Consider the following 26,688-nt stretch of genomic DNA (forward strand, 5'->3'; position numbering starts at 1 on the left):
AGGCTCCCAGCTAGACGACTGGGTTGATAGGCCGGAGATGTAAGCACGGTAACGTGTTGAGTTGACCGGTACTAATAGGCCGAGGGCTTAACCACCTAATACTTTGCGCTTGCGTCCACTGTGTGATTCACAGCAAACGAACAACCACCCCACCACGTGTGGGTTGCTGGTTGGTTCAGTGCTGATGGTTGTTTCGGTGGTCATAGCGGTGGGGAAACGCCCGGTCACATTCCGAACCCGGTAGCTAAGCCCGCCAGCGCCGATGGTACTGCACTCGGGAGGGTGTGGGAGAGTAGGACGCCGCCGGACTCAACGTGAACAGAAAGGCCCACCCTCCGGGGTGGGCCTTTCTGCATTTCAGGGGCGTAATCCGGCGGACACGATCTCCACCATGTGGGTGCGTGACGGGACGGCGACGCATGCCCCGATCAGGGCCTTGACCTCGTCGCGGGTGACGCCGGAGCGGACTGCGCCGGCGGCCTGGGCGTTGTGGAGCAGGGTTGACTCCAGGGTGGCCAGGTCCTCCTCCGTCCCGTCGACGGCCTTTTCGATGTCGTAGCCGCCGCCTGACATGGCCTCGGCCAGGCCGCGGTTGGTGGCGGCCTCCTCGACCATGTAGGCGAAGTACGCGAAGAACGCGTCGGCCGGCGGCAGGGTTTCGATCAGCGTGCGGGCCTCGGTGGCGATCTCGGTGACCTTGGCCAGGACGATGGCGGCGTAGAGAGACTCCTTCGTGGGGAAGTGCCGGCTCACGGTGCCGGTGCCGACGCCCGCGCGGCGGCCGATCTCCGCGACCGAGATGGACAGGCCCTCGGTGGCGAAGGCCGTCATCGCGGCCTTGATGACCTTGGCGCGGTTACGTTCGGCGTCTGCTCGCATCTGATCTCCGGGGAACGACTGGTTGATAAACGGGATGGGCGTCCCGTATCGTCGCGGTAAGCGGGACGGGTGTCCCGATTATAGGAGGCTCAGTATGTGGAGCGCAGCTGACATCCCTGACCTGCGTGGGCGCGTGGCGTTGGTGACGGGCGGGAACTCCGGTATCGGGTACGAGGTGGCGAGGGAGCTGGCCGGCAGGCGTGCCATCGTGGTGGTCGCCGGGCGGGATCCGGCGAGGATCGGTGCCGTGGCACGGGAGATCAAAGGGGAGGCGCTGCTGCTGAATCTGGCCGATCTCGGGTCGGTGCGCGCCGCGGCCGAGGAGTTCCGGGACCGGCACGAGCGGCTGGATCTGCTGGTCAACAACGCGGGCGTGATGATTCCGCCGTTCGAGCTGACGAGCGACGGGTTCGAGCTCACGTTCGGGGTCAATCATCTGGGGCATTTCGCGTTCACTGGTCTGCTGCTGGATCGGCTGCTGGCGGCGCCCGGCGCTCGGGTGGTGACGGTCAGCAGCAACGGGCATCGGCGCGGGGTCATGGACTTCGAGAATCTGCGGGCCGAGAAGGGATACGACCCGTGGGGGGCGTATTGCGGTTCGAAGCTGGCCAACCTGCTGTTCGCGTTCGAGCTGCAGCGTCGGTACCCCGGGCTGGTGAGCATCGGCGCGCACCCGGGGGCGGCGAGGACTCCGTTGATGCGGCACAGTCCGTGGCATTACCGGCTGGCGGCGTCACGGCGTACGAAATGGGTTATGTCTTGGTTGATCCAAGACCAATTGGCAGGAGCGCAACCGATTCTCCGGGCCGCCACCGATGTCGCCGCTCGCGGCGGCGAGTATTACGGACCGGACGGCAGAGGGGAGAACACGGGACGGCCCGTGCGGGTGCTGGCGGTGGAGGCGGCCTACGACCCGGTGGCACAACGGCGGCTCTGGGAGGTGTCGGAGCGGCTAACGGGTGTCAGGTTCCCCGTCGTCGCCGGTATGCTGACGGACGGGCCGTGACTGGCGCGTTCGGATGGTTGACCATCGGGGAGCGGCCTCGTCGAGACGACGACTTGCCGTGCGCCTGGGCCTCTTCACTACGTGATAGGGAGGTCCCATGTCTGAGTTGAACGCGGAATCCGTAGCCTTTCGCTCCGCCCTCGAGGTGGTCCGGTCCGTCGAGCCGCGCATTGCCGACGCGATCGCCAAGGAGCTGACCGATCAGCGTGAGTCGCTGAAGCTGATCGCGAGTGAGAACTACGCTTCGCCGGCCGTCCTGCTCGCCATGGGTAACTGGCTCTCCGACAAGTACGCGGAGGGCACGATCGGCCGCCGGTTCTACGCCGGCTGCCAGAACGTCGACACCGTCGAGTCGGTGGCCGTCGAGCACGCCAAGGCGCTGTTCGGCGCGCCCTACGCCTACGTGCAGCCGCACTCCGGCATCGACGCGAACCTGGTCGCCTACTGGGCCATCCTGGCCGACCGGGTCGAGGTGCCGTACCTGAAGAAGTTCGAGAAGCGCCAGATCAACGACCTGACCGACGCCGAGTGGGCCGAGCTGCGGCAGGCGTTCGGCAACCAGCGGCTGCTCGGCATGTCCCTGGACGCCGGCGGTCACCTCACCCACGGATTCCGGCCCAACATCTCCGGGAAGATGTTCGACCAGCGCAGCTACGGCGTGGATCCGGCCACCGGCCAGATCGACTACGCGGCGCTGCGGGAGACCGCCAAGGAGTTCAAGCCCGCGGTGATCGTGGGCGGCTATTCGGCGTACCCCCGGAAGGTGAACTTCGCGACGATGCGCGAGATCGCCGATGAGGTCGGCGCCACCTTCATGGTCGACATGGCGCACTTCGCCGGCCTGGTCGCCGGTGGCGTCTTCACCGGCGACTACAACCCGATCCCGCACGCGCACATCGTCACCACGACGACCCACAAGAGCCTGCGCGGCCCGCGTGGTGGTGCCGTGCTCTGCCAGCCGGAGCTCTCGTCGCAGGTGGACCGCGGCTGCCCGATGGTCCTCGGCGGCCCGCTGCCGCACGTGATGGCGGCCAAGGCGATCGCGTTCGCGGAGGCGCGGCGGCCCGAGTTCGCCACCTACGCCCAGCAGATCGTCACGAACAGCCAGGCACTCGCCGAGGGCCTGCTCAAGCGTGGCGTGCAGCTCGTCTCCGGCGGCACCGACAACCACCTGGTGCTGATCGACGTGCACCCGTTCGGCATCACCGGACGCCAGGCGGAGCAGGCGCTGCTGGACAGCGGCATCGTCACCAACCGCAACGCGATCCCGAACGACCCGAACGGCGCCTGGTACACCTCCGGCATCCGCGTCGGCACGCCGGCGCTGACCAGCCGGGGCCTGGGCGTCGGCGAGATGGACCAGATCGCCGAGCTCATCCACAACGTGCTCGCGGCCACCAGCCCGGCCGAGGGTTCCAAGGCCAAGTTCACCCTGGACGCGGCCCTCTCCGACCGCATCAGCAAGCAGGCGTCGGAGCTGCTGGCCCCGTTCCCGCTGTACCCGTCGGTCGATCTCGGCTGATCTGTTTCCGTCACCGCCCCCGCCGGCCCCACGCCGGCGGGGGCGGTTTTCTGTCGGGAAGCGCTTCCGCGCAACGGTCTCGTACCATGAATACTGATTATTCCTTCTTGCGTGGTGTGGGCGTTCTCGCGCGCGTCGCCGGAACCGGTTCCGGCTTCGGTGTTATCAGCGGGCGTAATCCCAGTTGAGGCCGCCTAGCACGGGTTTTGTGCGAGAAGACGTGCAGGTTCCGGAACTGTTACCAACTATGGACATGAATTCGTTGCTCTCCTTACGTTCGGCCGGGAAGCGCTCTCCCAAGATCCGTTAGAGCGCTTCCCGGGTGCGCAAGCCGTCCCCTTGCCGTCCGTCCCGCTCCCCGAGGAGAAGCAATGAGACGTTCCCCCTGGCGCCTCGCCGCCATCGGTGGTCTGGTGACCGCCATGGTGGCCGGGTTCGCCGCGGTCACCACCACATCGGCCTCGGCCGCCGAGGTCCTCCTGTCCCAGGGCAAGCCGGCCACGGCCTCCTCCACCGAGGCGGCGGGCGCGTACAACCCCGCTGAGGCGTTCGACGGCAATACCGGCACCCGCTGGGCGTCCGCCTTCTCCGACCCGCAGTGGATCCAGGTCGACCTGGGCACGTCGCAGGCGATCACCCGGGTCGAGCTGAACTGGGAGACGGCCGCCGCGAGGGCGTTCCAGATCCAGGTGTCGAACAACGCCTCGACCTGGACGACCATCTACTCGACCACCACCGGCACCGGTGGCAACCAGTCGTTGACCGTCAGCGGCACCGGGCGCTACGTGCGTATGTACGGCACCCAGCGCACCACCGGATACGGCTACTCGCTGTGGGAGTTCAAGGTCTTCGGCGAGGACGGCGGAACCAGCGTCCCGGGCGGTGGCAGCCTCGGCGCCAACGTGATCGTCTTCGACCCGTCGATGTCGTCGGCCAGCATCCAGGCGCGCGCCGACGAGATCTTCCGCCAGCAGGAGACCGCCCAGTTCGGCACCGGCCGCTACGTGCTGGCGTTCCGGCCGGGCACCTACAACAACCTGAACATCCAGGTGGGCTTCTACACCTCGGTGGTCGGTCTCGGTCAGAACCCGCAGGACGTACGGATCAACGGTGACATCACCGTCGACGCGGGCTGGTTCGCGGGCAACGCCACCCAGAACTTCTGGCGCTCCACCGAGAACCTCTCCGTCTACCCGGTGAACGGCACCAACCGGTGGGCCGTCTCGCAGGCCGCCCCGTTCCGGCGGATGGACATCCACGGCAACCTGAACCTGGCGCCGAACGGGTACGGCTGGGCCTCCGGCGGCTACGTCGCCGACTCGCGGATCAGCGGCACGCTGGGGCAGTACTCCCAGCAGCAGTGGCTCACGCGCAACAGCTCGATCGCCTCGAACACCAACGCGGTGTGGAACCAGGCGTTCGTCGGTGTGCAGGGTGCCCCGTCGGGTGCGGGTTACCCGAACCCGCCGTACACCACGATTGCGAACACCCCGGTGATCCGGGAGAAGCCGTACCTGTACCACACCGGTTCCGACTACGCGGTGTTCGTGCCGAACCTGCGGACCAACAGCGTCGGCGCGAGCTGGGTGAACGGCAACACGCCCGGTACCAGCATCCCGCTGAGCCAGTTCTACGTGGCGAAGCCGGGCGACAGCGCGGCGACGATCAACGCGGCCCTCGCCTCGGGCCTCAACCTGATCTTCCAGCCGGGTATCTACCGGGTGAACCAGACGATCAACGTGAACCGGGCCAACACCGTGGTGCTCGGCCTCGGCTACGCCACGGTCATCCCGGAGAACGGCGTCACCGCGATGCAGGTGGCCGATGTGGACGGCGTGAAGGTCGCCGGCATCCTCTTCGACGCGGGCACCACGCTCTCGCCGAACCTGCTGGTGATGGGCCAGAGCGGGTCGACGGCGAACCACGCCGCGAACCCGTCGTCGGTGCAGGACGTGTTCCTGCGGGTCGGTGGCTACATCGCCGGCAAGGCCACCAACAGCCTGCTGGTCAACAGCAACAACGTGATCATCGACCACATCTGGGCGTGGCGTGCCGACCACGGCAACGCGGGCACCTACAACTGGGACACCGCACTCGGTGACCACGGCCTGATCGTCAACGGCAACGACGTCACGGCGTACGGGCTGTTCGTCGAGCACTACCAGAAGTACCAGGTGATCTGGAACGGCAACGGTGGCCGGACGTACTTCTTCCAGAACGAGATGCCGTACGACCCGCCGACCCAGGCGGCCTGGCGGACCGGGGCGGAAGGGTATGCCGCGTACAAGGTGGCGGACTCGGTGAACACGCACGAGGCGTGGGCGATGGGTAGCTACTGCTACTTCAACGTCAACCCGTCGATCCACGCGGACCGGGGCTTCGAGGTGCCGGTGAAGTCCGGCGTCCGTCTGCACAACCTGCTGACCGTCTCGCTCGGTGGCAACGGCGTGATCGACAACGTCGTCAACACCACCGGTGGGCCGGCGCAGGGCACCGCGACCGTACCGTCCTACGTGGTCAACTTCCCCTGATCGGCAACTCACCACTGCCGCGCGGGATCAGGGTTGTCGCCACCCTGATCTCGCGCGGCGGGCCGTCGTGGCCGTCGATGCGCTCGAAGAGCGCGTCGGCGGCCGCTCGGCCTATCCGGGCCGGATGCTGCGCCACCACGGTGACGGCCGGATCCAGCAGATCGGCGAGCGGGAAGTCGTCGAAGCCGACCAGGGCGACCTGGTGGTGCCGGCCCAGCCGGCGCAGCGCGCGGACCGCCCCGATGGTGATCAGGTTCTGACTCGTGAAAAGGGCGGTCGGAGCACCGGCGCGGCGCATCAGCGCCAGCGTGGCGCGTTCAGCGGCGACCTCGCCGTGCAGGTCGTGCAGCACCGGCCCGGCCCGGCCACCGAGCGCCTGCAGGTAGCCGCGGAACCGGTCGCCCGCGGTGGGTATGCGCTGGTAGTCGCCGAGGAACGCGATGCGCCGGTGCCCGTGCGCGACGAGGTGCCGCACCGCACCGGCGGCGCCCGCGACGTTGGTGGAGACCACCGTGTCGGCCTGGAAACCGCTCGGGCCGCGATCCACGAAGACCACCGGCGTACCGGTGAACCGGGTCAGGTATGACTGATCGGAAGCGGTCGGCGCCACGATGAGGCCGTCGGTCTGCCGCTGCCGGAACGCGCGCGCCAGATCCCGTTCGCGGCGCTCGTCCTCGTCCAGGCTGGCGACCAGCACGTGCACCCCGCGGCTGCGGGCCTGGTCCTCGATCGCCCGGTGCAGGGCGGCCGAGAACGGGTTGGACACGTCCTCCAGCAGCACCCCGATGGTCCGGGTCCGCCGGTCCTGCCGCCGCATCATGCTGGCGCCCAGGTGCGGCCGGTAGTCGAGCGACTCGACCGCCGCACGCACGCGGGCGGCCAGGTCAGGGGCGACCGTCGGCTCGCCGTTGACCACACGGGACACGGTTTTCAGGCTGACGCCGGCGGTACGGGCGACGTCGTTCATGGTCGGCCGCGCCATGGCCCACTCCCACGATCACTCGGCGCAACGTGTTGGAAACTCATTGTTGACACTCCGGAGGGCTGGGCGTCTACTCCAAGACAACGTTGTCTTTCGATGTCTCGTCTCTCGAAGCCCGGAGGAGGCATGCGCCAGCGATCACCGTTGCTCGCGGCCGCCGGTTGTGCGGTCCTGCTGCTCGCGGGCCTGACGGCCTGCAACCGAGGTTCCGGCGAACCGGTCGTCGGACTGATCACCAAGACCGACACCAACCCGTTCTTCGTGACCATGAAGAAGGGCGCGCAGGAGGCCGCCGCCCAGTACGGGGTCGAGCTCCAGACGTTCGCCGGGAAGGTGGACGGCGACAACGAGTCACAGGTGCTGGCGATCGAGAACCTGATCTCCTTCGGCGCCAAGGGCTTCCTGATCACCCCGAACGACTCCAAGGCCATCGTGCCCGCCATCGACCGGGCACACGAGGCGGACATGCTGGTCATCGCGCTGGACACGCCGGTCGATCCGCCCGACGCGGCGGACGCCACGTTCGCCACCGACAACTTCGAGGCCGGCCGCCTGATCGGGCAGTGGGCCAAGGCGAAGTTCGACTCCGAGGGCAAGCAGGCGAGGATCGCGATGCTCGACCTCAACGCCAACCAGGTCTCCGTCGACGTGCAGCGCGACCAGGGGTTCATGGAGGGCTTCGGCATCCAGGTGGGCGACCCGGCCCGGATCGGCGACGAGAACGACCCGCGGATCGCCGGCCACGACGTCACCGACGGCAACGAGGAGGGCGGGCGGACCGCGATGGAGAACCTGCTGCAGAAGGATCCGTCGATCAACCTGGTCTACACCATCAACGAGCCGGCGGCAGCGGGGGCGTACGAGGCGCTCAAGGCGGCCGGCAAGGAGCGCGACGTCACGGTCGTCTCGGTCGACGGCGGGTGCCCGGGTGTGGACAACGTCGCGGCCGGCGTGATCGGTGCGACCTCGATGCAGTTCCCGATCAAGATGGCGCAGATGGGCGTCGAGGCCATCGCGCAGTACGCGAAGGACGGCACGCTGCCGCAGAACACCGCCGGTAAGAGCTTCGTGGACACCGGCGTCGAACTGATCACCGACGAGCCGCAGGCCGGCGTGGAGGCGAAGGACTCCGCGTGGGGCAAGCAGAACTGCTGGGGCTGACCATGGCTACCGCCACCGCGGACTTCGAGACCCGCCAACACGACTCGTTCGGCCTGCGCCTGCAGCACCGGCTGCACAGCAACCCGGTGCTCGGCCCGCTGGCCGTCCTGATCGTGGCGATCATCGCCTTCTCGATCGTCAACGCCCGCTTCTTCTCGGCGGCGAACCTCTCCCTGGTGCTGTTGCAGGTCACCGTGATCGCCACGCTGGCGCTCGGGCAGACCCTGATCATCCTGACCGCGGGCATCGACCTGTCGGCCGGCGCGATCGCGGTCTTCTCGTCGATCCTGATGGCGCTCTTCTGCACCGACGCCGGGATACCCGGGCCGATCGCGCTGCTGCTCGGCTTCGCCTGCGGCACCGCGATGGGCGCGCTGAACGGCATGCTGGTCACCCGGATCAAGCTGCCACCGTTCATCGTCACGCTGGGCACGCTGACCATCTTCTTCTCGCTCAACTCGGTGGTCAGCAACAGCGAGACGGTCCGTGGCGCGGACATGCCGGGGCTGATGACGTGGACCGGCGAGTCGATCCCGATCGGGAACTTCCGGCTCAGCTACGGAACGATCATCATGTTGCTGCTGTTCGGCTTCTTCGCGTACGTCCTCAGCTCGACGGCCTGGGGCAAGCACGTCTATGCCACCGGTGACGACATCGAGGCGGCCCGGCTCGCCGGCATCCGCACCGGTCGCGTGCTGTTCTCGGTCTACACCACGGCCGGGCTGCTCTACGCGGTGGCCGGCTGGATCCTCATCGGGCGGCTCGCCTCGGCCAGCCCGAACGTCGGCACCGAGTACAACCTGGACTCGATCACCGCGGTCGTGCTCGGCGGCACGAGCCTGTTCGGCGGCCGCGGCGGGGTGATCGGCACGCTGATCGGCGCGCTCATCGTCGGTGTCTTCCGCAACGGCCTGCAGCTGGCCGGCGTCGAGGTGGTCTGGCAGGGCTTCGCGATCGGCCTGCTGGTGCTGATCGCGGTCTCGCTGGACCAGTGGATCAGGAAGGTGAAGGGCTGATGACGACTCCGGTTCTCGAGGCGAGGGGACTCACCAAGCGGTACGGCCGGGTCGTCGCGATCGACGGCAGCGACCTGGAACTGCTGCCCGGCGAGATCCTCGCGGTGATCGGCGACAACGGCGCCGGCAAGTCCAGCCTGATCAAGGCGCTCTCCGGCGCGCTGATCCCGGACTCCGGGGAGATCCTGCTGGACGGCAAGACGGTGCAGTTCCGCAACCCGATGGAGGCCCGCACGGCCGGGATCGAGACCGTCTACCAGACTCTCGCGGTCGCACCGGGTCTCGACATCGCGGACAACCTGTTCCTCGGCCGCGAGGAGCGCCGGGCCGGCCCGCTGGGATCGGTCTTCCGGATGCTGGACAAGAAGCACATGCGCTCGGAGGCCGCCCGGCACATGAGCGAGCTCGGCGTGGCCACCCTGCAGAACATCGGCCAGGCCGTGGAGTCGCTCTCCGGCGGCCAGCGGCAGGCGGTGGCGGTCGCCCGGTCCGCCGCCTTCGGCAGCAAGGTGGTGATCCTCGACGAGCCCACCGCGGCGCTCGGCGTCAAGGAGGGCAACCGGGTGCTGCAACTCATCCGCGACGTCCGGGACCGCGGGCTGCCGGTCATCCTGATCAGCCACAACATGCCGCACGTCTTCGAGGTCGCCGACCGCATCCACATCCAGCGTCTCGGCCGCCGGGTCGCGGTGATCACCCCGCAGTCCCACTCCATGTCCGACGCGGTGGCGATCATGACGGGAGCGGCGCCGGCGCCGGGTTCCGCCGCGGATGAGGCGGGTACAGCCAAGGCATGACAATCGGGGTTACCGGAGCGTCGGGAAATGTCGGATCGAGGGTGACACGCCTGCTCGTCCAGGCGGGCGAGCGGCCACGGCTGCTGGTGCGCGATCCCGGGCGGCTCGAGCCCGGGCTGGCCGAGGCGGCCGAGGTGCGCACCGGTGACCTGCGGGACCGGGATTTCGTCGCCGGTGCCGCGGCCGGGCTGGACGCACTGCTCTGGGTGACGCCGGAGAACTTCACCGCGGTGGACCCGCTGGGCGAGATGGTCACGGTGGCGGAGAGCGGCGCCGCCGCGATCAAAACAGCAGGCGTACGCCGGGTCGTGCTGATCAGCAGTGTCGGAGCGGAGCGGCGCCACGGCGCGGGCCTGATCGACGGGCTGGCACACGCCGAGGAGGTGTTCACGGCGACCGGTGCCGACGTGACCGTGCTCCGCAACGGCTACTACTTCACCAACCTGCTCGGCAACCTGGACGAGCTGCGCGAGGGCCGGCTCACCACCACGATGCCGGCCGACCGTCCGGTGCCCTGGGTCGACCCGCGCGACGTCGGCGAGGTCGCCGCGGCCCGGCTGCTCGCCGCCGGCTGGTCCGGCACGGTGGTTCAGGCCGTGCACGGCCCCGCCGATCTGACCTGGGCCGGTGTCGCCGAGGCGATCGCGGCGGCCACCGGGGTGAAGGTGCGCCTCGACGTCGTGCCGGACGAGGCGATGCTCGACGGGCTCCGGCAGGCCGGCCTCTCCGACGCGGCGGCGGGCGCACTGGTCGGCATGACCGCCGGGACCCGCGACGACTTCCGGCCGGAACAGGCGCGGACCGCGGTGACCACCACGCCCACGACGCTGGAGCAGTGGATCACCGCGACACTTGCTCCGATGCTGCGGGGCTGAATCCCTCAAGGTGCGGCGGGTCACGTCGATCTGTGTCGCATGTTCCCCCGCCGAGCCCGCAGGCGTCCTGGCGCACGCACGAGCACCCGGCTGTTCGCGACATACGCCGCGGCCAGCCTGGTGCCCGTCATGGCGCTGGGCGCGATGATGGTGCAGACCTATCGCGCGGACGCCGCCGAGCAAGGTCGAGCGCAGGGACTCTCGCAGGCGGCGGTCATCGCCGAGATGGCGATCGCGCCCGCGCTGAACACCGGTGAGACGCTGCCGAGCGACGGGCTCAACGACGGCCTGACCACCGCGCAGCTCGACGGGATGCGGGCCGCCACCGAGCAGGCCGTGTTCCGCGGTTCGGTGCTGCGGCTGCGGCTGCGCAGCTTCACCGGCCGGGTGGTCTTCTCCGACGACGGCTCGACCAGCGGCGGCGTGCTGACCTCGGACCCCGACTTCCAGGCCGCGGCGGCGGGCGAGTCCCGTGCCGCCGTGATGGCCGAGCAGATCCAGGTCATCCGGGTGGTCCAGCCGCAGGTGGCGAGCGCCTCCGGGCAGTCGGTCGGCGTCCTCGAGGTGTATCTGCCGTACGACGCGATCGCCGACCAGATCCACGCGCAGATGGAACGTACCTGGTGGCGGCTGGGTGGCGCGCTGGTCGCCCTCTATCTGGTGCTGGCCCTGCTGGCCTGGTCCACCACCCGGTCGCTGAGCCGGTACGCGGCCCGCCAGGAGTACCAGGCCACCCACGACGCGCTGACCGGCCTGCCGAACCGGGCGGCGTACCGGGCGCATGCCGAGGTGGTACTGGGGAACGCCGAGCGCAACGGGGCGATCGGCGCCATCGTGCTGGTCGACCTCAATCGCTTCAAGGAGGTCAACGACACCCTCGGCCACCACGCCGGCGACGAGCTGCTGCGGGTGGTCGCGGACCGGATGGGTTCCGCGCTCGGGCCGGACGACCTGCTGGCGCGGCTGGGCGGCGACGAGTTCGCCATCCTGCTGCCCGGCCGCGCCCGCGACGAGGCGGTTGCCCTGCTGGAGTCGATGCGCGACAGGGTCTCCGACGAGATGGTCCTCGACGGCGTGCCGCTGAGCATCGAGGCGAGCTTCGGCGTGGCTCTCTATCCCGAGCACGGGCTGCAGCTGGAGAAGTTGAAGCAGCGTGCGGACACGGCCATGTACCAGGGCAAGCGCGGCGCGGCGGACGTCGTCGTGTACGCAGGTGGCGACACCGGGCAGTCGCATCAGTGGCTGGTGATCCAGGCCGAGCTGCGGCACGCGTTGGAGCGCGACGAACTGGTGCTCTTCTACCAGCCGAAGGTCGGTCTCCCGGCCGGCGAGATCAGCGGCGTGGAGGCGCTGGTGCGCTGGCAGCACCCGCAGCGTGGGCTGCTCCCGCCGGGCGAGTTCCTGCCCGCCGCCGAGCACTCCGGCCTGATCGTGCCGCTGACCGAGTGGGTACTGCGCCGGGCGCTGGCCGGTCAGGCGCGGTGGACGGCGTACGGCTGGGACTGGTCGCTGTCGGTGAACGTGTCGGCCCGCAACCTCGAGGTGCCCGGGTTCCCGCAGCTCGTCCGGGACATGCTGGTCGAGTTCGGCACCCCGCCGGAGCGGCTGATCCTGGAGATCACCGAGACCGCGCTGGCGTCCGACACGGACAGCGTGCTCCGCACCATCATGGAGCTCGGTGAGCTGGGCGTCGGCATCTCGGTCGACGACTTCGGCGCGGGTTACACCAGTCTGGCGTACCTGCGCGGCCTGCCGATCACCGAAATCAAGATCGACCGCGCGTTCGTCTCCGACGTGGTCCGCGACCCGCAGAGTCAGGCGATCGTACGGTCGGTGATCGAGCTCGCCCACGGTCTCGGCAGCCACGTCACCGCCGAAGGGGTGGAGACGGCCGAGATCGGCTATTGGCTGGCCGCGGCCGGCTGTGACCAGGCGCAGGGCTACTTCTTCGGCCGCCCGGCGCCATGGCCCGAGATTTCTGTAACAGCACCGGTACTGGAGGGGGCAGGACTATGAGGTATTTCCGACGGACTCTGGCGGCGACCGGCACCCTCCTGGTGCTCGCGATCGCGGGATGCGGCACGGCCGAGAAGGCGAGTACGCAGGCGAGCGTCCTGGACGCGACCGGCGCCGTGGCGATGGATCAGGACCTGCACGCTCGGCTGCCCGAGTCGGTGCGCGCCCGCGGCTCGATGCGACTGGTGACCGACGCCAGCTACGCGCCGATGGAGTACTTCGCGGCCGACGGGCGTACGGTCATCGGCTTCTCGCCGGACCTGGCCGCCGCGCTCGGTGACGTCCTCGGCATCCGGGTCGACATGGTGACCGGGGTGTTCAGCACCGCGCTGGACGAGGTCGACGCGGGCACGTACGACGGTGTGCTCTCGTCGATGACCGACACGCCCGAGCGGCGCGACAAGGCCGACTTCGTCGACTACCTGAACGCCGGCACCGCGATCGTGGTGCAGCGGGGCAACCCCCGGACGATCTCGGCCATGAAGGACCTCTGCGGCCAGAAGGTGGCGACCGAGCACGGCACCCTGCAGGAGGAGATCCTGCAGCGCCTGCAGAAGAAGGAGTGCGCGGCCTGGCCGATCGTCATCGACTCACGCCGTACGAACGCGGACGCTCTCGTGCAGCTGCGCACCGGGCGGGTGGCGGCCGTGCTGATCGACTCCCCGCCCGCGGCCTACCTGGTCGCCGACTCGCGGACCAGCGCCTTCTACCAGCTCGCCAACGACGAGCAGTACGAGCCGGGCCAGTTCGGCATCGCCGTGGACAAGGAGAACAAGGCGCTGCGGGACTGCCTGCAGGCGGCGCTGCAGCGGCTGATCGACTCCGGTACCTACACCGAGCTGCTGACCCGGTGGGGACTGCAGAGCAGCGGTGTCACCGAGGCGACAGTGAACGGGGCATCGAAGACCGCCTAGCTACACGCGCGTGTAGTACGCTACACGTGTGAGTAGTGACAGTGACCTGACCGCCCGCGCCCGGATCCGTGACGCCGCGATCGCGCTCTTCACCGAGCGCGGCATCACCGGCGCCACGATCCGGGACATCGCGCAGGCCGCCGACGTCTCGTCGGGACTGCTGAGGCACCACTTCGGGTCGAAGGAGGGCCTGCGCGACGCCTGCGACGAGTGGGCGATGGGCCAGATCGTCCAGCTGCAGATGCGATTCACCGACTCGCAGACGATCGGCCCGCTGACACCCGAGGTGGTGGCCCTCCAGCAATACCTGGTGCGGTCACTGATGGACGGCTCCCCCCGGGGCGCGGCCATGTTCAAGCAGGCGGTCGAGCAGGGCGAGATCTGGCTGGCGAGCACCCACCTCGAGACGTCCGACCGGCGGGCGTACGTGGCTGTCCTGGGCGCCATGAAGATGGGCATGTTCCTGATGGGCGACCAGCTCACGGCCGTGCTCGGCGAGGATGTCCGGGAGATACCGGGCTACCTGCGCATGATCCGGGCGTCGATCGAGATCTTCTCGCAGCCGCTACTCACTCCCGAACAGACCGACCAGGCACTCAAGGCACTGGATCGGCTGGGCAACCCCTGAGGGAGTGTCATGACCGAGGCAATTGATGTCGACGGACTGATCAAACGGTTCGGGGCGGTCACCGCCCTGGACTCGCTCGACCTGACGGTGCGGACCGGCGAGGTGCACGGCTTCCTCGGCCCCAACGGCGCCGGGAAGACCACCACCATCCGGATCCTGCTCGGGCTGATGCGGCCGGACGGCGGGACCGCGCGGCTGCTCGGCGGCGACCCGTGGGCCGACGCGACGGCGCTGCACCGCCGCTTGGCGTACGTGCCGGGCGACGTCACGTTCTGGCCGAACCTCACCGGCGGCGAGGTGATCGACCTGCTCGGCCGGCTGCGCGGTGGCCTCGACAAGAAACGCCGCGACGACCTGATCGAGCGCTTCGAACTGGACCCGCGCAAGAAGGGCCGGGCGTATTCGAAGGGCAACCGGCAGAAGGTCGCCCTGGTCGCGGCGCTCGCCTCCGATGTGGAGCTGCTCATCCTCGACGAGCCCACCTCCGGCCTGGACCCGCTCATGGAGGAGGTCTTCCGTGAGGTGATCCTGCAGGAGAAACGGCGCGGTGACCGGACGGTGCTGCTCTCCAGCCACATCCTCGCCGAGGTCGAGGTGCTCTGCGACCGCCTGACCATCATCCGGGCCGGGCGTGCGGTGGAGACCGGCACCCTCGACGACCTGCGGCACCTGACCCGGACCAGCATCCGCGCCGAGCTGACCGGCCCGGTGAACGGTCTCGCCACCCTCTCCGGCGTGCACGACCTGGTCGGCGACGACGGCCGGGTGACGTTCGACGTGGACGCCGACGCGCTGGAGCCCGCCCTGCAGGCACTGGTCGCCGCCGGGGTGCGCAGCCTGGTCAGCCAGCCGCCCTCGCTGGAGGAGCTGTTCCTGCGGCACTACGCGAGGAGTGAGAAATGACGGGGTGCGGCCGGCTGATCCGGCTCATCCTGCGGCGCGACCGGGTCATCATGCCGATCTGGATCCTGGTGTTCGGCGTCCTGCCCGCGGTCTACCTCGCCAGCTTCGAGACGCTGTTCGCCACTGATCAGGAGCGGATCGACTACGCGCGGCTCAGCGCCGAGAACGCCGGGTTCGTGGCGCTCTACGGTCCGCTGCACGGATACAGCCTCGGCGAGCTCGTGGTCTGGCGGGGCGGATTCATCCCGGTCATGATCGGGCTGGCCGCGCTGCTCACCGTCATCCGGCACACCCGCGCCTACGAGGAGGCCGGGCGGACCGAGCTGATCGGCGCCACTGTGGTCGGCCGGTTCGCCCCGCTCGCCGCCGCGCTGCTGGCGACGGCCGGTGCCTGCCTGGTCGCGGGCGTGATCGTGGCGGTCACGATGATCAACGCGGGACAGCCGGCCGGCGGGTCGATCGCGCTGGGTGCGGTGTTCACGCTCTCCGGCTGGATCTTCGCCGGCGTGGGCGGGGTCGCTGCCCAGGTCAGCGGCGGGGCACGCGGGGCGCGCACGCTCGCGGTCGTGGTTCTTGGAGCGACGTACGTGCTCCGCCTCGGCGGCGACATCTCGACGCTCGGGGACGGGCGCCTGGAGTGGCTGTCCTGGCTGTCACCGATCGGCTGGGTGCATCGGATCTTTCCCTACGGCGTGAACAATTTCGGTCCGGCGCTACTCGCCGTCGCCTCCTCGCTCGGACTGTGCGTGCTTTCGGCGTACCTCCTGAAGAAGCGTGACCTCGGCGCTGGCCTGCTCGCCCAACGGCTCGGACCGGCGACGGCGGCCGCGGGTCTTCGCTCGCCCGTCGCGCTGGCCTGGCGGCTGCACCGGGGGCTGCTCGCGGGCTGGACGGCTGGGTTCGCGGCGCTGGGCCTGATCTTCGGTGGTGTCGGCAGCAGTGTGGTGCAGATCGCTGAGGACGCCGGTGGGGTCAGCGACATGTTCACCAGGATCGGGGGCGCGGGGGCGATCAGCGACGCCTACTTCGCGACTACCGCGGCTATGTGCGGGCTGATCGCGGCGTGTTACGCGGTGCAGGCGGCGCTGCGGATGCGCGATGAGGAACAGTCGGGGCATGCGGAGGCGCTGCTGAGTACGGCGGTGAGCCGATACGCGTGGGCCGGCAGTCACCTGCTGTTCGCGCTGCTCGGGCCGGCCTGTGCGCTGTTCGCTGAGGGGCTGCTCGCGGGTCTCGTGCACCGTGACCTCGGCCCGGTACTCGGCGCGTCGATGGCTCAGCTGCCGGCCGTGTGGGTGCTGGCCGGCGTGACGATGTTGCTGATCGGTGTGCTGCCGCGGCTGGCGGCGGTGGCCTGGGGTGCGATCGCGGTCTGCCTGCTGGTCCTGCTCGTGGGGCCGTTGCTCTCCGTTGACCAGTGGGTGCTGGACCTGTCGCCGTTCACGCACGTTCCGCACCTGCCGGGGTCGGAGCTGAGTGCGCTGCCGTTGGTGGTGTTGACGGTGGTCGCGGTGGCGCTGGGCGGCGCCGGCCTGCTCACCCTCCACCGCCGAGACATCCCCGCCTGAACCCTCGTGTGTGGAGTTCGGCCCCGCTCCGCGGCCGAACTCCACACACTGGGTTGGGTGGCTTTTGGTGTGTGGAGTTGGGGTGTGTATGGGGGTCGTACTTCACACGTTGGGTTGAGCGCTTGTTTGTGTGTGGAGTTTGGCCCCGGTGCGCGCCTCAACTCCACACGCGGGTTAGTCCTTGGGGCGTTTGGGGAGGACGAGTTCTTCGTGGTCGAGTTCGCGGTTGAGGACTCGGAGGCTGTCGTCGTTGAGGCGGCCGGCGTCGCGCCAGCGGAGCAACTCCTCGCGCTCCGCGTCGATGACCGCCTGGCGGACCATGAGGGCTGCTTCGTACTGGGGGGACTTCGGCAGTTCGTGGGACTCCACCTGGTCGAGGAGGTCCAGGCGGCGTCGGTAGCGGTCGAGGCGTACCTCGAGTTGGCGGCGCATGGTCTCCATGGCCTCCTCCTCGACGTTGTCGTGCTGCTGCTCCTGGATGTCGTCGAGCCGGTCCAGGGCGGCCCGCACCGCCGCCGAGCGGGCCTCGTTGCGCAGTCGGGCCTTGTCCTTCTCGTTGGCGCGCAGGCCCAGGCGGCGCACGAGTGGTGCGAACGTCAGGCCCTGGCCGACCAGGGTGACCAGCACCACCGAGATCGCGCAGAAGAACAGCAGTTCGCGGTCCGGGAAGCCGTGCGGCAGGGTGAACACCGCGGCGAGCGTGATGACGCCCCGGGTGCCGGCCCAGCTCAGCGCCGTCACCTCTTTGCTGTTCAGCGGGGCCTCGCGCATCGTGGTGCTGTTGTCGTCGTCCGCCTCGCTGCCCTCCTGGCCGCCGAGACGGGTGTGCAGCGGCCGGGGCAGGAGCTGGGTCGCCACCAGCCAGAGCGGGCGCAGCAGCAGGACGACGCCGAGGGTGATCGACAGCGCGATGACGATCGTGCTGGTCGAGTAGTTGGACAGGCCCCGCAGCACGTCCGGCACCTGCATGCCGATCAGCAGGAAGACCGCGCCCTCCAGCAGGAAGTCGATCAGCCGCCAGACGGCGCTCGTCTGCAGGCGGCTGGCGCCGGTGGCGTAGCGAGGAGTGTCGTGGCCGATGATCAGGCCGGCCACCACGACGGCGAGGACGCCGGAGATGAAGACGTAGTGGTGGACGAACGAGTTCTCGCAGATCAGGTACGCGGCGAGCGGGGTGATCAGGGAGAGCGCGTTGGAGTTCAGCGGGTCGGCGCGCAGGGCTTTGAGCATGCGTACGGCGTACGCGACCGCGATGCCGACCAGGACACCGCCGAACGCGGAGATCACGAACTTGCCGACCGCGTTGTCGAAGTTGAAGTTGTCGGTCTGCTCCGCGGTCACCGCCACGGTCAGGATGGTCAGCGCGGTGGCGTCGTTGAGCAGGCCCTCGCCCTGGATCAGGGTGACCAGTTTGCCTGGCAGGCCCGCCCTGCGGCCGACGGCGAGAGCCGCCACCGGGTCGGGCGGTGCCACCGCGGCGCCGAGAGCGACACCGGCCGCGAGGGTGGCGCCGGCTACCCACAGGGAGAAGCCGACGCCGATCAGGAGTGCGGTGACCAGCACCAGCACCACGGAGAGGCTGATCACCGTACGCATGTTGCGCCGGATGTCCAGCAGTGAGGAATCGAGTGCCGCGTTGTAGAGCAGCGGTGGCAGGATGAAGGTGAGGATCCACTCGGGCTCGAGTTCGACGTTCGGGCCCGGCATGTAGGCGTAGATGATGCCGATCAGGGTCAGCAGCACGGCCGCGGGGAGGCCGGTCTTCTCGGTGACCCAGCGGACCGCCACGATCACCGCGACGGCGCCCAGGGCGAAAAGGAGGATCTCCTCGGGTTTCATTTGATCATTGTCGCTGCTGGTGATTGATCACTGACGGGCGGCATCACCGATCCGGTGATGGATCACCTGTGTGAATGATCGCTGATCTTGTGTAGGGCGGCCTGGTGTTGCTCGACGACCGGGATGGCCGATGTGACGATCTTCCGGACGGCCGGTTCGGTGCCGGTGGCCAGCACGATCTTCGCAAGCTTCAGGGCGAGCTCGTGCGCGGCCAGTTGGGTGGACACGAACAGGGTGTCGAACTCCGCGCCCGAGGCCGCCCTGTACTGCGCGATCAGGGTCTTCTGCTCGGAGTTCGGCGTGCTGGGCAGGTTGACGTCCATGGCGGCGGCGGCCTTGCGCACCGACACGTCGAGCTTGCGGTGGTAGGAGGCGAATTCGCGCCCGAGGTCGCGGACCGGAGTGCCGGCGGCCTTGCGACCAGCCAGTTTGCCGATCTTGATCTGGGCCAGGTTCGCCTGGTGCGCGGCGATCAGGAAGTCGGCGTCCGGTCCGACCGGCCGGACCACGGCCGGTGCGAGCGGCGGGGTCTGCGGATGCGCCTGCGCGACGGCGGCGGGTGCCAGCACAGCGGCGAGGACGCCCAGCGCGGCGATGAGGTTACGAAAAGGCATAACCGCAGGATATCGGGATGAAACGGGCGCATTGGTCGCTCACCCGAACGGGACCGGGCCGGGCTTGCGGGGATGCCGCCTGCCCGGCCCGATCTCGCAAATCAGAAGTGGATCAGTAGCGGTAGTGCTCGGGCTTGAACGGCCCGTCGATGTCCACGCCCAGGTACTCCGCCTGCTTCTTGGTGAGGGTGGTGAGGCGTACGCCCAGGGCGTCCAGGTGCAGGCGCGCCACCTTCTCGTCCAGGTGCTTGGGGAGGACGTAGACCTGCTTGTCGTACTCACCCGGCTTGGTCCAGAGCTCGATCTGGGCCATCACCTGGTTGGTGAACGAGTTCGACATGACGAAGCTCGGGTGGCCGGTGGCGTTGCCGAGGTTCATGAGCCGGCCCTCGGACAGGACGATCACCGAGTGGCCGTCCGGGAAGCGCCACTCGTGCACCTGCGGCTTGATCTCGACCTTCTCGATGCCGGCGACCTTGGCCAGGCCCGCCATGTCGATCTCGTCGTCGAAGTGACCGACGTTGCCGACGATCGCGTTGTGCTTCATCGCCGACAGGTGGTCGACCGTGATGATGTCGGTGCCGCCGGTGGTGGTGATGAAGATGTCGGCCTCGCCGACCACGTCCTCGATCCGGACGACCTGCATGCCGTCCATCGCCGCCTGCAGCGCGCAGATCGGGTCCACCTCGGTGACGACGACGCGGGCGCCCTGGCCGCGCAGCGTCTCCGCCGAGCCCTTGCCGACGTCGCCGTAGCCGCAGACCACGGCGAGCTTGCCGCCGAGCATCACGTCGGTGGCCCGGTTCAGGCCGTCGACCAGCGAGTGGCGGATGCCGTACTTGTTGTCGAACTTGCTCTTGGTGACCGCGTCGTTGACGTTGATCGCCGGGAAGAGCAGCGTGCCCTCCTTGGCCAGCTTGTAGAGCCGGGCCACGCCGGTGGTGGTCTCCTCGGTGACGCCCTTGATCTCTGCGGCGATCTTGGTGAACCGCTGCGCGTCCGAGGCCAGGCTGCCCCGCAGGGTCTCCAGGATGATCCGGTACTCGTGGACGTCGTCCTCGGTGGGCTGCGGCACGGCGCCGGCACCCTCGAACTCGACGCCCTTGTGCACGAGCAGGGTGGCGTCACCGCCGTCGTCGAGGATCATGTTCGGGCCGAGGCCGTTGCCGAAATCGAACAGCCGCATGGTGGCCCACCAGTACTCCTCCAGCGTCTCGCCCTTCCAGGCGAAGACCGGGACGCCGGTGGGCGCGTCGACGGTGCCGTCGCCGACGACGACCGCGGCGGCCGCCTCGTCCTGGGTGGAGAAGATGTTGCAGGAGACCCAGCGGACCTGGGCGCCGAGCGCGACGAGCGTCTCGATCAGCACGGCGGTCTGCACGGTCATGTGCAGCGAGCCGGCGATCCGGGCGCCGGCCAGCGGCTTCGAGTCACCGAACTCGGTGCGCAGAGACATGAGGCCGGGCATCTCGTGCTCGGCGAGACGCAGCTGGTGCCGGCCGGCCTCGGCCAGGCTCAGGTCGGCCACCGCGAAGTCGAGGCCGTTGATGGAACGGAACTTCTCGGACATGAAAAGAGGGCTCCTCCCTCTCAGGAGGCGCCCTTGCGTCATTGAACCCGGCCGAGCGTGGCGGATCCGCGGATCCGTTGCAGCGCCTCTCGAACGGGCAGGAACCACCTTAGCCAACGCGGCGCTAGATCACATCCGCCGGAGTGTTCCGTCGGTGTCCGTGATCACGAAGGTGCCGTCGCCCATCGGCCTCAGGTCGTACGGGTCGATCGTGACGATCGGCAGCTCACCGAGCACCTCACCGGTGCTGGTGGAGACGCGGAAGTGCCGCCACCACTCGTCCCCTCGGGAATCCTCGCCGGAGATCACCACGATCGCGGTGTCGGCATCCAGATAACCGCCGGTCCACTCGAAGGACGCCTCCGCGATCTCCACCCGGGCCAGCACCTCACCGCCGGGGAACGCGTGGAAGGCCACGTCCTCCTGCTCGTGGTGCACGGTCATGAACTGACTCTCGTCCGGCGAGACGTCGGACACCGAGCGGTCGATCCACGGGAACGCCCGCACCTCGCCGTCCGGCCCGGCCAGGAAGATCCGGGTGCCGTCCTGGCCCTCGCCGACATCCAGCAGCATCCGGCCGTCGCTCAGGGCGAGATGACTGCCGCCGTGTCCAGCGGTCGGCAGCGCGTGCCGCCGTCGCACCTCTCCGGTGGCCGCCTCGACGATCAGCCACTGGTCACCGCCGTCCCGACCGGCCATCTCGTTGGGCAGGTAGACCCAGAGCAGGCGGTCGTCGGGGGAGAAGGCACAGCCCGCACAACTGTTGCCCCGGGGCCGCTGCGCGCCGAGCTCGAGACGCCACACCTCGGTGCCGTCGGGGCGGACGAGCGCCACCGCTGAATCGGTCACCAGAGCGATGCCGTCCAACGTGGACGTGACCGCGTGCGACTCCGCGCTCGGGGCCGGGATCGTGTGCAGGAGGTCCAGCGCGGCGTCGAAGACCTCGACGCCCTGATCGGTCAGGCGAGAGATCACGGGCACGGTGCGAGCCTAATCCGGGTTCAATTCGTCACGCGAAGGGGTTGGAAACACATCAAGGACCTTCCATAGACCATCAAAAAACCCTCACTCTGGTACGTGTGAAGCACCCGTACCGCATCCGGGAGATCGCCGCGCAATCCGGGCTGAGCCAGGCCACCGTGGATCGCGTGCTGCACAACCGCGGGGGCGTGCGGGACAGCACCATCCGTCAGGTGCATCAGGCGATCGCCGAACTCGACCGGCAGGAGTCCCAGGCGCCGCTCGGCGGGCGCACCTTTCTGATCGACGTGATCCTGTTCACCTCGCGGCGCAACGGGGCCGCGGTCCGGGCGGCGGTGGAGGCCGAGGTGCCGGATTTTGCCCCGGCTGTCCTGAAGCCGCGATTCGCCACGGTCGAACCCGGTGCCGACCTGATCCAGGCCCTCGATCAGGTCGGCCGGTCCCGCTCGCACGGAGCGATCGTGATGGCTCCACCGGGCCCGGACGTGGCGGACGCGGTCGCCCGGCTGGGCGTTCCGGTGGTCACGCTCAACGGCGACCTGCCGGCCGGCAAGCGGATCGCCCACGTCGGCGTCTCCGACTTCGACTCCGGTGCGACCGCGGCATACCTGGTCGAGCAGCGGCTCGCCGACCGGGCCGGCGACGTGCTGGTGATCAACGGCAGAGGTGACCGGGAAGCCGGATTCCGCGCGGTGCTGGTGGAACGAGCGCCCGCCCGGCGGTTGCTCACCGTCGACAGCGCCGGCGTTTCGCTCGTGCGTGCCACCCTCGCGGCGAACCCGTCGATCCGTGCCGTGTACTCGGCGGGCACCTGCGGCAACGCCGAAGTCGTCGCCGCGTTCGCCGCCGAGCGCCGCAACTATGACGTGTTCGTGGCGCACGGCCTGGACCGGGAGAACGTCGAGTTGCTGCGCGCCCAGCAGCTCTCCGCGGTGCTGCATCAGGATCTCGGCGCCGATCTGCGGCACGCCTGCCTGGCGATCCTGCGGGCGCAGGGCGCGCTGCCCGGCCCGATCCGGTCCCGCCCGTCCGCGGTGCAGGTGATCACGCCGTTCAACGTCCCGCCGAGTGAATTCTGACGGTCTGTTGATTTTAGTCGGCTAAGTCCCTACCCGGCCGGGCCGATGGATTGGCATGGCAGCTAATCGTGGGCCGGCGCAGTGGTGCCGGGATCGCAAGGTTTCCACGAAGGTGCTCGCGGTCGCCGGTATCGCGATCGCCGGGACCGTGGCGACCGGTGCGCTGAGCATCCTGGGGATCGCCCAGCTGCAGGACACCCGCAACGGCGAGATCGCGAAGGTGCTGCCGTACAGCACCAATCTCAACCAGGCGGCGCTGATGGCGAAGAGCGCCGCCAACGACGAGCGCGGTTATCTGATCAAGGGCAACGCCGACTTCGCGAAGGAGGCGCTCGGCCGTCAGGCGAAGGTGGACGAGGCGCTGGCGAACGCCCGCGCGGTCGCCGAGCCGGCCGCCGCGGCACGCGTCGACGCGATCAAGGCGGCCACCGACGCCTGGTTCACCGCGCTGGCCGCGGAGTTCGAGCTGTTCGAGAAGCGTCCCGCGGCGGCGACCGAGATCGCCCTGGGCGCGAACCGCGATCTGCGCAAGACGTACGAGGGCCTGCTCGGGGCCGAGATCGAGTACGCCAACCGGGCGCTGCTCGAGGGCGAGGACTTCGATCACATGGTGACGCAGGCGCGGACCGAGACGATCGTGGTGCTCAGCGTGGTGCTGGTGCTCGCGGTGGCCGGCGCCCTCTACGTGGCCCGCCTCATCGTCCACCCGCTGCGCCGGGTCGGCCTGGTGCTCGACCAGGTGGCCGCGGGCGACCTCTCCGGTGATCCGCGGGTCGAGCAGCGCGACGAACTCGGTCACATGGCCGACGCGCTGCGCCGGGCCACCGGCACCCTCCGGGAGACCGTCACCGACCTGGCCGCGCACTCGAAGGCGCTGGCGGCACAGGCCGGCTCGCTGGCCGAGACCAGCCGTGTCAGCTCGAGCAGCGCCGACGAGGGTGCCCGGCAGGCCGCGACGGTCGCCGACTCGGCCGCGACGATGTCGCTGAACATCCAGACGGTGGCGGCCGGCGCCGAGGAGATGGGCGCCTCGATCCGGGAGATCAGCGAGAGCGCGACCCAGGCCGCGGAGGTGGCGTCGCGCGCGGTGGGTGTCACCGCCAACACCAGCGCGGTGATGGCCAAGCTGGGCGAGTCGTCGGCGGAGATCGGCGACGTGATCAAGACGATCACCGCGATCGCCGAGCAGACCAACCTGCTGGCGCTGAACGCGACGATCGAGGCGGCTCGGGCCGGTGAGATGGGCAAGGGCTTCGCGGTGGTGGCCAGCGAGGTCAAGGAGCTGTCCCAGGAGACGGCCCGGGCGACCGAGGACATCGGGCAGCGCGTCTCGGCGATCCAGGCCGACACGGCCGGCGCGGTGGCGGCGATCGCCGAGATCAGCGAGATCATCCGGCAGATCAACGACTTCCAGACCACCATCGCCTCGGCGGTGGAGGAGCAGACCGTCACCACCAACGAGATGAGCCGCAACGTCACCGAGGCGGCCGGCGCCGGCGGCCGGGTCGCCGACACCATCACCGCGGTGGCCGCGTCCGTGCAGCAGACCACCACCGGCGTCGCGGAGACCGACCGGGCCGCGGCGCACCTGGCCGGGATGTCCGACGACCTGCGTCGCGTGGTGGAGCGTTTCCGGCTGTAACTAATTGGCCTGCTCTTGCAAGAAGAGAGCAGAAAGACGAAAAACATCTACGTACTCTTGTGAGTTAGATCACCGGGCGTCTATCGTCGGCTCACCCGTCGCTCCTGACGAGGAACCCCGTCGTTCCTGACGAGGAATCGAAGAGAAACGAGCCCTCGATGTCATTGAAAGCGAGGCGGGCCGGCGTTCCACCGCGCTGGACCGCCCTGGCCGTCGGCGTGGTGGTCGGCGTGACCGGCACCGCGCAGGCCGCCGCCGGCGCACCAGCAACCGCGTCCACGGCCGCACCGGCCGTCACCCGAGCCGCTCTCGACCCCGCTCTGGTCGCTGGGCGCGGCGCCACCGTCGCCTTCCTGGAGCAGGAGGCCGAGCGCGCGAACACCAACGGGACGGTCATCGGGCCGGACCGGACCGCTTACACACTGCCCGCCGAGGCGTCCGGCCGGTCCGCCGTGACGCTGGACCCGGGGGAGTGGGTCGAGTTCACGCTGCCCCGGTCCGCCAACGCGATCACCGTGCGATACAGCATTCCGGACGCGCCGGGCGGCGGCGGGATCACCGCCCCGCTGGCCGTGACGACGAAGCACGGCACCCGGACGATGACGCTGACCTCGCAGTACTCCTGGCTCTACAACCAGTACCCGTTCACCAACGACCCCCAGGCCGACCTGCTGCACCCGGACTGGTGGATCACCGAGTGCCAGTGCGTGCCGGCCGCGACCGAGCCGCGCCCGGTGATCACCAAGCCGTTCCGGCCCGCCCACTTCTACGACGAGCAGCGGCTGCTGCTCGGGCTCACGTACCGGGCCGGCGACAGGGTCCGGCTCACCGCGAAGACCGTGCCGACCACGATCGACCTGCTCGACTCCGAGCTGGTCGGGCTGCCGAAGGTCGACCTCACCGCGGTCAACGTGCTGGCCTTCGGCGCCGACCCGACCGGGCGCCGGGACGCGGCGCCGGCCATCGAGAAGGCGATCGCGTACGCCAAGAAGACCCACCGCCGCGTCTACCTGCCGCCGGGCGTGTTCCAGGTGAACCGGCACATCCTGGTCGACGACGTGACGATCACCGGCGCCGGGAACTGGTACACGATCGTGCGCGGCCGCGAGGTGGCGCTCAGCGAACCCGCACCGGACGGCTCGGTGCACACGGGCGTCGGCTTCTACGGTCGGACCGCCGAGGAGGGTGGCAGCCGCAACGTGCACCTGGCCGACTTCGCGATCCAGGGCGACGTGCGCGAGCGCATCGACACCGACCAGGTCAACGGTATCGGCGGGGCGATGAGCGACTCCACGATCCGGGGCCTGCACATCCAGCACACCAAGGTGGGCCTGTGGTTCGACGGCCCGATGTCGAACACCCGGGTGACCGGCAACGTCATCGTCGACCAGATCGCCGACGGGCTGAACTTCCACACCGGGGTCACCGGCTCGCTGGTGCGTGACAACTTCGTGCGCAACACCGGCGACGACGCGCTCGCGATGTGGGCGGAGAAGACCACCAACTCCGGCAACACCTTCGACCGCAACACGATTCAGTCGCCGACGCTGGCCAACGGCATCGCGATCTACGGCGGCAACGACATCATTGTGTCGAACAACCTGGTCGCGGATCCGGTCCGGGAGGGCAGCGCGCTGCACGCGGGCAGCCGGTTCGGCGCGCAGCCGTTCACCGGGAAGCTGCGTTTCACGGACAACACCACGGTGCGTGCCGGGACGTACGAGCTGAACTGGAACATCGGGCTCGGGGCGATCTGGTTCTACGCCCTCGAGCGCGACATCGACGCGGACGTCCAGGTGACCGGTGACCACTTCCTGGACAACACCTACAACGCGATCATGCTGGTGGCCGACTGGCCGGTGAAGGACCTTTACTCGATCAACGGCGTCAAGTTCAAGGACATCAAAGTCGACGGTACGGGTACGAGCGTTCTCAGTGCCCGAGTGGGCGGCTCGGCGAGCTTCGAGAACGTCGACGCCCGCAACGTCGGCGCGGTCGGGGTGAACAACTGCGGCCGGTTCCACTTCACGCCGGCGGGCTCCGAGTTCGGCCTCACCGACCTCGGCGGCAACGACGGCGGCTGGCTCGGGCCGTACCTGCCCAACGTCATCACCTGCAACGACCGTCCGCCGGTGGTGGCGCCGCCCGCGCCCGCGCCGTGGTGA

At 69.2% G+C, this 26,688-nt stretch carries 21 protein-coding genes, 2 rRNA genes and 2 riboswitches; of the genes, 17 read left to right on the forward strand and 6 right to left on the reverse strand.

The features are described from left to right. Positions 1 to 95, forward strand: a 23S ribosomal RNA gene (locus AB0M02_RS06585); the annotation flags it as partial. A 97-nt stretch (positions 96 to 192) separates the two neighbouring features. Beyond that, positions 193 to 309: ribosomal RNA gene (gene rrf / locus AB0M02_RS06590) — 5S ribosomal RNA — on the forward strand. 48 nt (positions 310 to 357) lie between these two features. Here rrf and AB0M02_RS06595 read toward each other — a convergent pair. After that, complete coding sequence (locus tag AB0M02_RS06595; RefSeq protein ID WP_364222660.1) at positions 358 to 879, reverse strand: helix-turn-helix domain-containing protein; 522 nt, start codon at positions 877 to 879, stop codon at positions 358 to 360. Positions 880 to 973: 94 nt separating this feature from the next. On the opposite strand from AB0M02_RS06595, the gene AB0M02_RS06600 reads away from it, so the two are divergent. The 3 genes from AB0M02_RS06600 (at position 974) to AB0M02_RS06610 (ending at position 5,938) form a co-directional block, all read left to right on the forward strand. Next, positions 974 to 1,885 (forward strand): oxidoreductase, encoded by a 912-nt coding sequence (locus AB0M02_RS06600; protein WP_364224471.1) that lies wholly within the window; start codon positions 974 to 976, stop codon positions 1,883 to 1,885. After that, a riboswitch (ZMP/ZTP riboswitch) is annotated at positions 1,872 to 1,962 on the forward strand. Its footprint overlaps the gene before it by 14 nt. A 20-nt stretch (positions 1,963 to 1,982) precedes the next feature. Then, positions 1,983 to 3,407 carry a glycine hydroxymethyltransferase gene (locus tag AB0M02_RS06605; protein WP_364222663.1) on the forward strand — a complete coding sequence of 475 codons (1,425 nt, stop codon included), beginning with the start codon at positions 1,983 to 1,985 and terminating at the stop codon, positions 3,405 to 3,407. Between the two features lie 371 nt (positions 3,408 to 3,778). After that, positions 3,779 to 5,938, forward strand: a complete 2,160-nt coding sequence (locus AB0M02_RS06610) for a discoidin domain-containing protein (protein WP_364222666.1) — start codon at positions 3,779 to 3,781, stop codon at positions 5,936 to 5,938. Here the strand turns inward: AB0M02_RS06610 and AB0M02_RS06615 are convergent. Then, on the reverse strand, positions 5,925 to 6,920 hold the full coding sequence (locus AB0M02_RS06615) for a LacI family DNA-binding transcriptional regulator (protein ID WP_364222669.1): 996 nt from the start codon (positions 6,918 to 6,920) through the stop codon (positions 5,925 to 5,927). The two genes, AB0M02_RS06610 and AB0M02_RS06615, sit on opposite strands and share 14 nt — an antisense overlap. Positions 6,921 to 7,046: 126 nt before the next feature. Here AB0M02_RS06615 and AB0M02_RS06620 point away from each other — a divergent pair, with 126 nt between their 5' ends. The 9 genes from AB0M02_RS06620 to AB0M02_RS06660 are packed head-to-tail and all read left to right on the forward strand — an operon-like array spanning position 7,047 to position 16,798. Continuing rightward, positions 7,047 to 8,081, forward strand: coding sequence for a sugar ABC transporter substrate-binding protein (locus AB0M02_RS06620; protein WP_364222672.1), 1,035 nt, complete (start codon positions 7,047 to 7,049; stop codon positions 8,079 to 8,081). Continuing rightward, entirely contained in the window at positions 8,054 to 9,097 is a 1,044-nt protein-coding gene (locus tag AB0M02_RS06625; RefSeq protein WP_364222675.1) for an ABC transporter permease, read from the forward strand. Before AB0M02_RS06620 ends, AB0M02_RS06625 begins: the two co-directional genes overlap by 28 nt. Continuing rightward, the gene (locus AB0M02_RS06630; RefSeq protein WP_364222678.1) at positions 9,097 to 9,894 is read left to right on the forward strand and encodes an ATP-binding cassette domain-containing protein; all 798 of its coding nucleotides are present in this window, start codon (positions 9,097 to 9,099) and stop codon (positions 9,892 to 9,894) included. The genes AB0M02_RS06625 and AB0M02_RS06630 overlap by 1 nt, the downstream gene beginning before the upstream one ends. After that, on the forward strand, positions 9,891 to 10,769 hold the full coding sequence (locus AB0M02_RS06635) for an NAD(P)H-binding protein (protein ID WP_364222681.1): 879 nt from the start codon (positions 9,891 to 9,893) through the stop codon (positions 10,767 to 10,769). Before AB0M02_RS06630 ends, AB0M02_RS06635 begins: the two co-directional genes overlap by 4 nt. 39 nt (positions 10,770 to 10,808) lie before the next feature. Beyond that, positions 10,809 to 12,785, forward strand: a complete 1,977-nt coding sequence (locus AB0M02_RS06640) for a bifunctional diguanylate cyclase/phosphodiesterase (RefSeq protein ID WP_364222684.1) — start codon at positions 10,809 to 10,811, stop codon at positions 12,783 to 12,785. Next, complete coding sequence (locus tag AB0M02_RS06645) at positions 12,782 to 13,699, forward strand: ABC transporter substrate-binding protein (RefSeq protein ID WP_364222687.1); 918 nt, start codon at positions 12,782 to 12,784, stop codon at positions 13,697 to 13,699. The genes AB0M02_RS06640 and AB0M02_RS06645 overlap by 4 nt, the downstream gene beginning before the upstream one ends. 28 nt (positions 13,700 to 13,727) lie before the next feature. Continuing rightward, a complete protein-coding gene (locus AB0M02_RS06650) occupies positions 13,728 to 14,327 on the forward strand; it encodes a TetR family transcriptional regulator (RefSeq protein WP_364222690.1) in 600 nt (199 codons plus the stop codon). Positions 14,328 to 14,336: 9 nt separating this feature from the next. Further along, positions 14,337 to 15,230 (forward strand): ABC transporter ATP-binding protein, encoded by an 894-nt coding sequence (locus AB0M02_RS06655; protein ID WP_364222693.1) that lies wholly within the window; start codon positions 14,337 to 14,339, stop codon positions 15,228 to 15,230. Continuing rightward, positions 15,227 to 16,798, forward strand: coding sequence for an ABC transporter permease (locus AB0M02_RS06660; RefSeq protein ID WP_364222696.1), 1,572 nt, complete (start codon positions 15,227 to 15,229; stop codon positions 16,796 to 16,798). The genes AB0M02_RS06655 and AB0M02_RS06660 overlap by 4 nt, the downstream gene beginning before the upstream one ends. Before the next feature lie 174 nt (positions 16,799 to 16,972). Here the strand turns inward: AB0M02_RS06660 and AB0M02_RS06665 are convergent, their stop codons facing one another. From AB0M02_RS06665 to AB0M02_RS06680, 4 genes are all read right to left on the reverse strand, one after another. Further along, positions 16,973 to 18,637, reverse strand: coding sequence for a Na+/H+ antiporter (locus AB0M02_RS06665; protein WP_364222699.1), 1,665 nt, complete (start codon positions 18,635 to 18,637; stop codon positions 16,973 to 16,975). A 62-nt stretch (positions 18,638 to 18,699) separates the two neighbouring features. Continuing rightward, complete coding sequence (locus AB0M02_RS06670) at positions 18,700 to 19,251, reverse strand: DUF4142 domain-containing protein (RefSeq protein ID WP_364222702.1); 552 nt, start codon at positions 19,249 to 19,251, stop codon at positions 18,700 to 18,702. 112 nt (positions 19,252 to 19,363) lie between these two features. Then, positions 19,364 to 20,821, reverse strand: a complete 1,458-nt coding sequence (ahcY, locus tag AB0M02_RS06675; RefSeq protein ID WP_364222705.1) for an adenosylhomocysteinase — start codon at positions 20,819 to 20,821, stop codon at positions 19,364 to 19,366. An 18-nt stretch (positions 20,822 to 20,839) separates the two neighbouring features. Then, positions 20,840 to 20,918, reverse strand: a riboswitch (S-adenosyl-L-homocysteine riboswitch). Between the two features lie 32 nt (positions 20,919 to 20,950). Further along, a complete protein-coding gene (locus AB0M02_RS06680; RefSeq protein ID WP_364222708.1) occupies positions 20,951 to 21,802 on the reverse strand; it encodes a hypothetical protein in 852 nt (283 codons plus the stop codon). Positions 21,803 to 21,900: 98 nt separating this feature from the next. Between AB0M02_RS06680 and AB0M02_RS06685 the strand changes: the two genes are divergently transcribed. From AB0M02_RS06685 to AB0M02_RS06695, 3 genes are all read left to right on the forward strand, one after another. Beyond that, positions 21,901 to 22,881 carry a LacI family DNA-binding transcriptional regulator gene (locus AB0M02_RS06685; protein ID WP_364222711.1) on the forward strand — a complete coding sequence of 327 codons (981 nt, stop codon included), beginning with the start codon at positions 21,901 to 21,903 and terminating at the stop codon, positions 22,879 to 22,881. Positions 22,882 to 22,936: 55 nt separating this feature from the next. After that, positions 22,937 to 24,523, forward strand: coding sequence for a methyl-accepting chemotaxis protein (locus AB0M02_RS06690; RefSeq protein ID WP_364222714.1), 1,587 nt, complete (start codon positions 22,937 to 22,939; stop codon positions 24,521 to 24,523). Between the two features lie 158 nt (positions 24,524 to 24,681). Then, on the forward strand, positions 24,682 to 26,688 hold the full coding sequence (locus tag AB0M02_RS06695) for a glycosyl hydrolase family 28-related protein (RefSeq protein ID WP_364222717.1): 2,007 nt from the start codon (positions 24,682 to 24,684) through the stop codon (positions 26,686 to 26,688).

The organism is Actinoplanes sp. NPDC051861 (assembly GCF_040681145.1).
Lineage (GTDB): Bacteria > Actinomycetota > Actinomycetes > Mycobacteriales > Micromonosporaceae > Actinoplanes.

Bases quoted from the DNA above. Each gene is read 5' to 3' on its own strand.
- AB0M02_RS06595 (WP_364222660.1), bottom strand. From the start codon at position 879: ATGCGAGCAGACGCCGAACGTAACCGCGCCAAGGTCATCAAGGCCGCG.
- AB0M02_RS06600 (WP_364224471.1), top strand. From the start codon at position 974: ATGTGGAGCGCAGCTGACATCCCTGACCTGCGTGGGCGCGTGGCGTTG.
- AB0M02_RS06605 (WP_364222663.1), top strand. From the start codon at position 1,983: ATGTCTGAGTTGAACGCGGAATCCGTAGCCTTTCGCTCCGCCCTCGAG.
- AB0M02_RS06610 (WP_364222666.1), top strand. From the start codon at position 3,779: ATGAGACGTTCCCCCTGGCGCCTCGCCGCCATCGGTGGTCTGGTGACC.
- AB0M02_RS06615 (WP_364222669.1), bottom strand. From the start codon at position 6,920: ATGGCGCGGCCGACCATGAACGACGTCGCCCGTACCGCCGGCGTCAGC.
- AB0M02_RS06620 (WP_364222672.1), top strand. From the start codon at position 7,047: ATGCGCCAGCGATCACCGTTGCTCGCGGCCGCCGGTTGTGCGGTCCTG.
- AB0M02_RS06630 (WP_364222678.1), top strand. From the start codon at position 9,097: ATGACGACTCCGGTTCTCGAGGCGAGGGGACTCACCAAGCGGTACGGC.
- AB0M02_RS06635 (WP_364222681.1), top strand. From the start codon at position 9,891: ATGACAATCGGGGTTACCGGAGCGTCGGGAAATGTCGGATCGAGGGTG.
- AB0M02_RS06640 (WP_364222684.1), top strand. From the start codon at position 10,809: ATGTTCCCCCGCCGAGCCCGCAGGCGTCCTGGCGCACGCACGAGCACC.
- AB0M02_RS06645 (WP_364222687.1), top strand. From the start codon at position 12,782: ATGAGGTATTTCCGACGGACTCTGGCGGCGACCGGCACCCTCCTGGTG.
- AB0M02_RS06655 (WP_364222693.1), top strand. From the start codon at position 14,337: ATGACCGAGGCAATTGATGTCGACGGACTGATCAAACGGTTCGGGGCG.
- AB0M02_RS06660 (WP_364222696.1), top strand. From the start codon at position 15,227: ATGACGGGGTGCGGCCGGCTGATCCGGCTCATCCTGCGGCGCGACCGG.
- AB0M02_RS06665 (WP_364222699.1), bottom strand. From the start codon at position 18,637: ATGAAACCCGAGGAGATCCTCCTTTTCGCCCTGGGCGCCGTCGCGGTG.
- AB0M02_RS06670 (WP_364222702.1), bottom strand. From the start codon at position 19,251: ATGCCTTTTCGTAACCTCATCGCCGCGCTGGGCGTCCTCGCCGCTGTG.
- ahcY (WP_364222705.1), bottom strand. From the start codon at position 20,821: ATGTCCGAGAAGTTCCGTTCCATCAACGGCCTCGACTTCGCGGTGGCC.
- AB0M02_RS06690 (WP_364222714.1), top strand. From the start codon at position 22,937: ATGGCAGCTAATCGTGGGCCGGCGCAGTGGTGCCGGGATCGCAAGGTT.
- AB0M02_RS06695 (WP_364222717.1), top strand. From the start codon at position 24,682: ATGTCATTGAAAGCGAGGCGGGCCGGCGTTCCACCGCGCTGGACCGCC.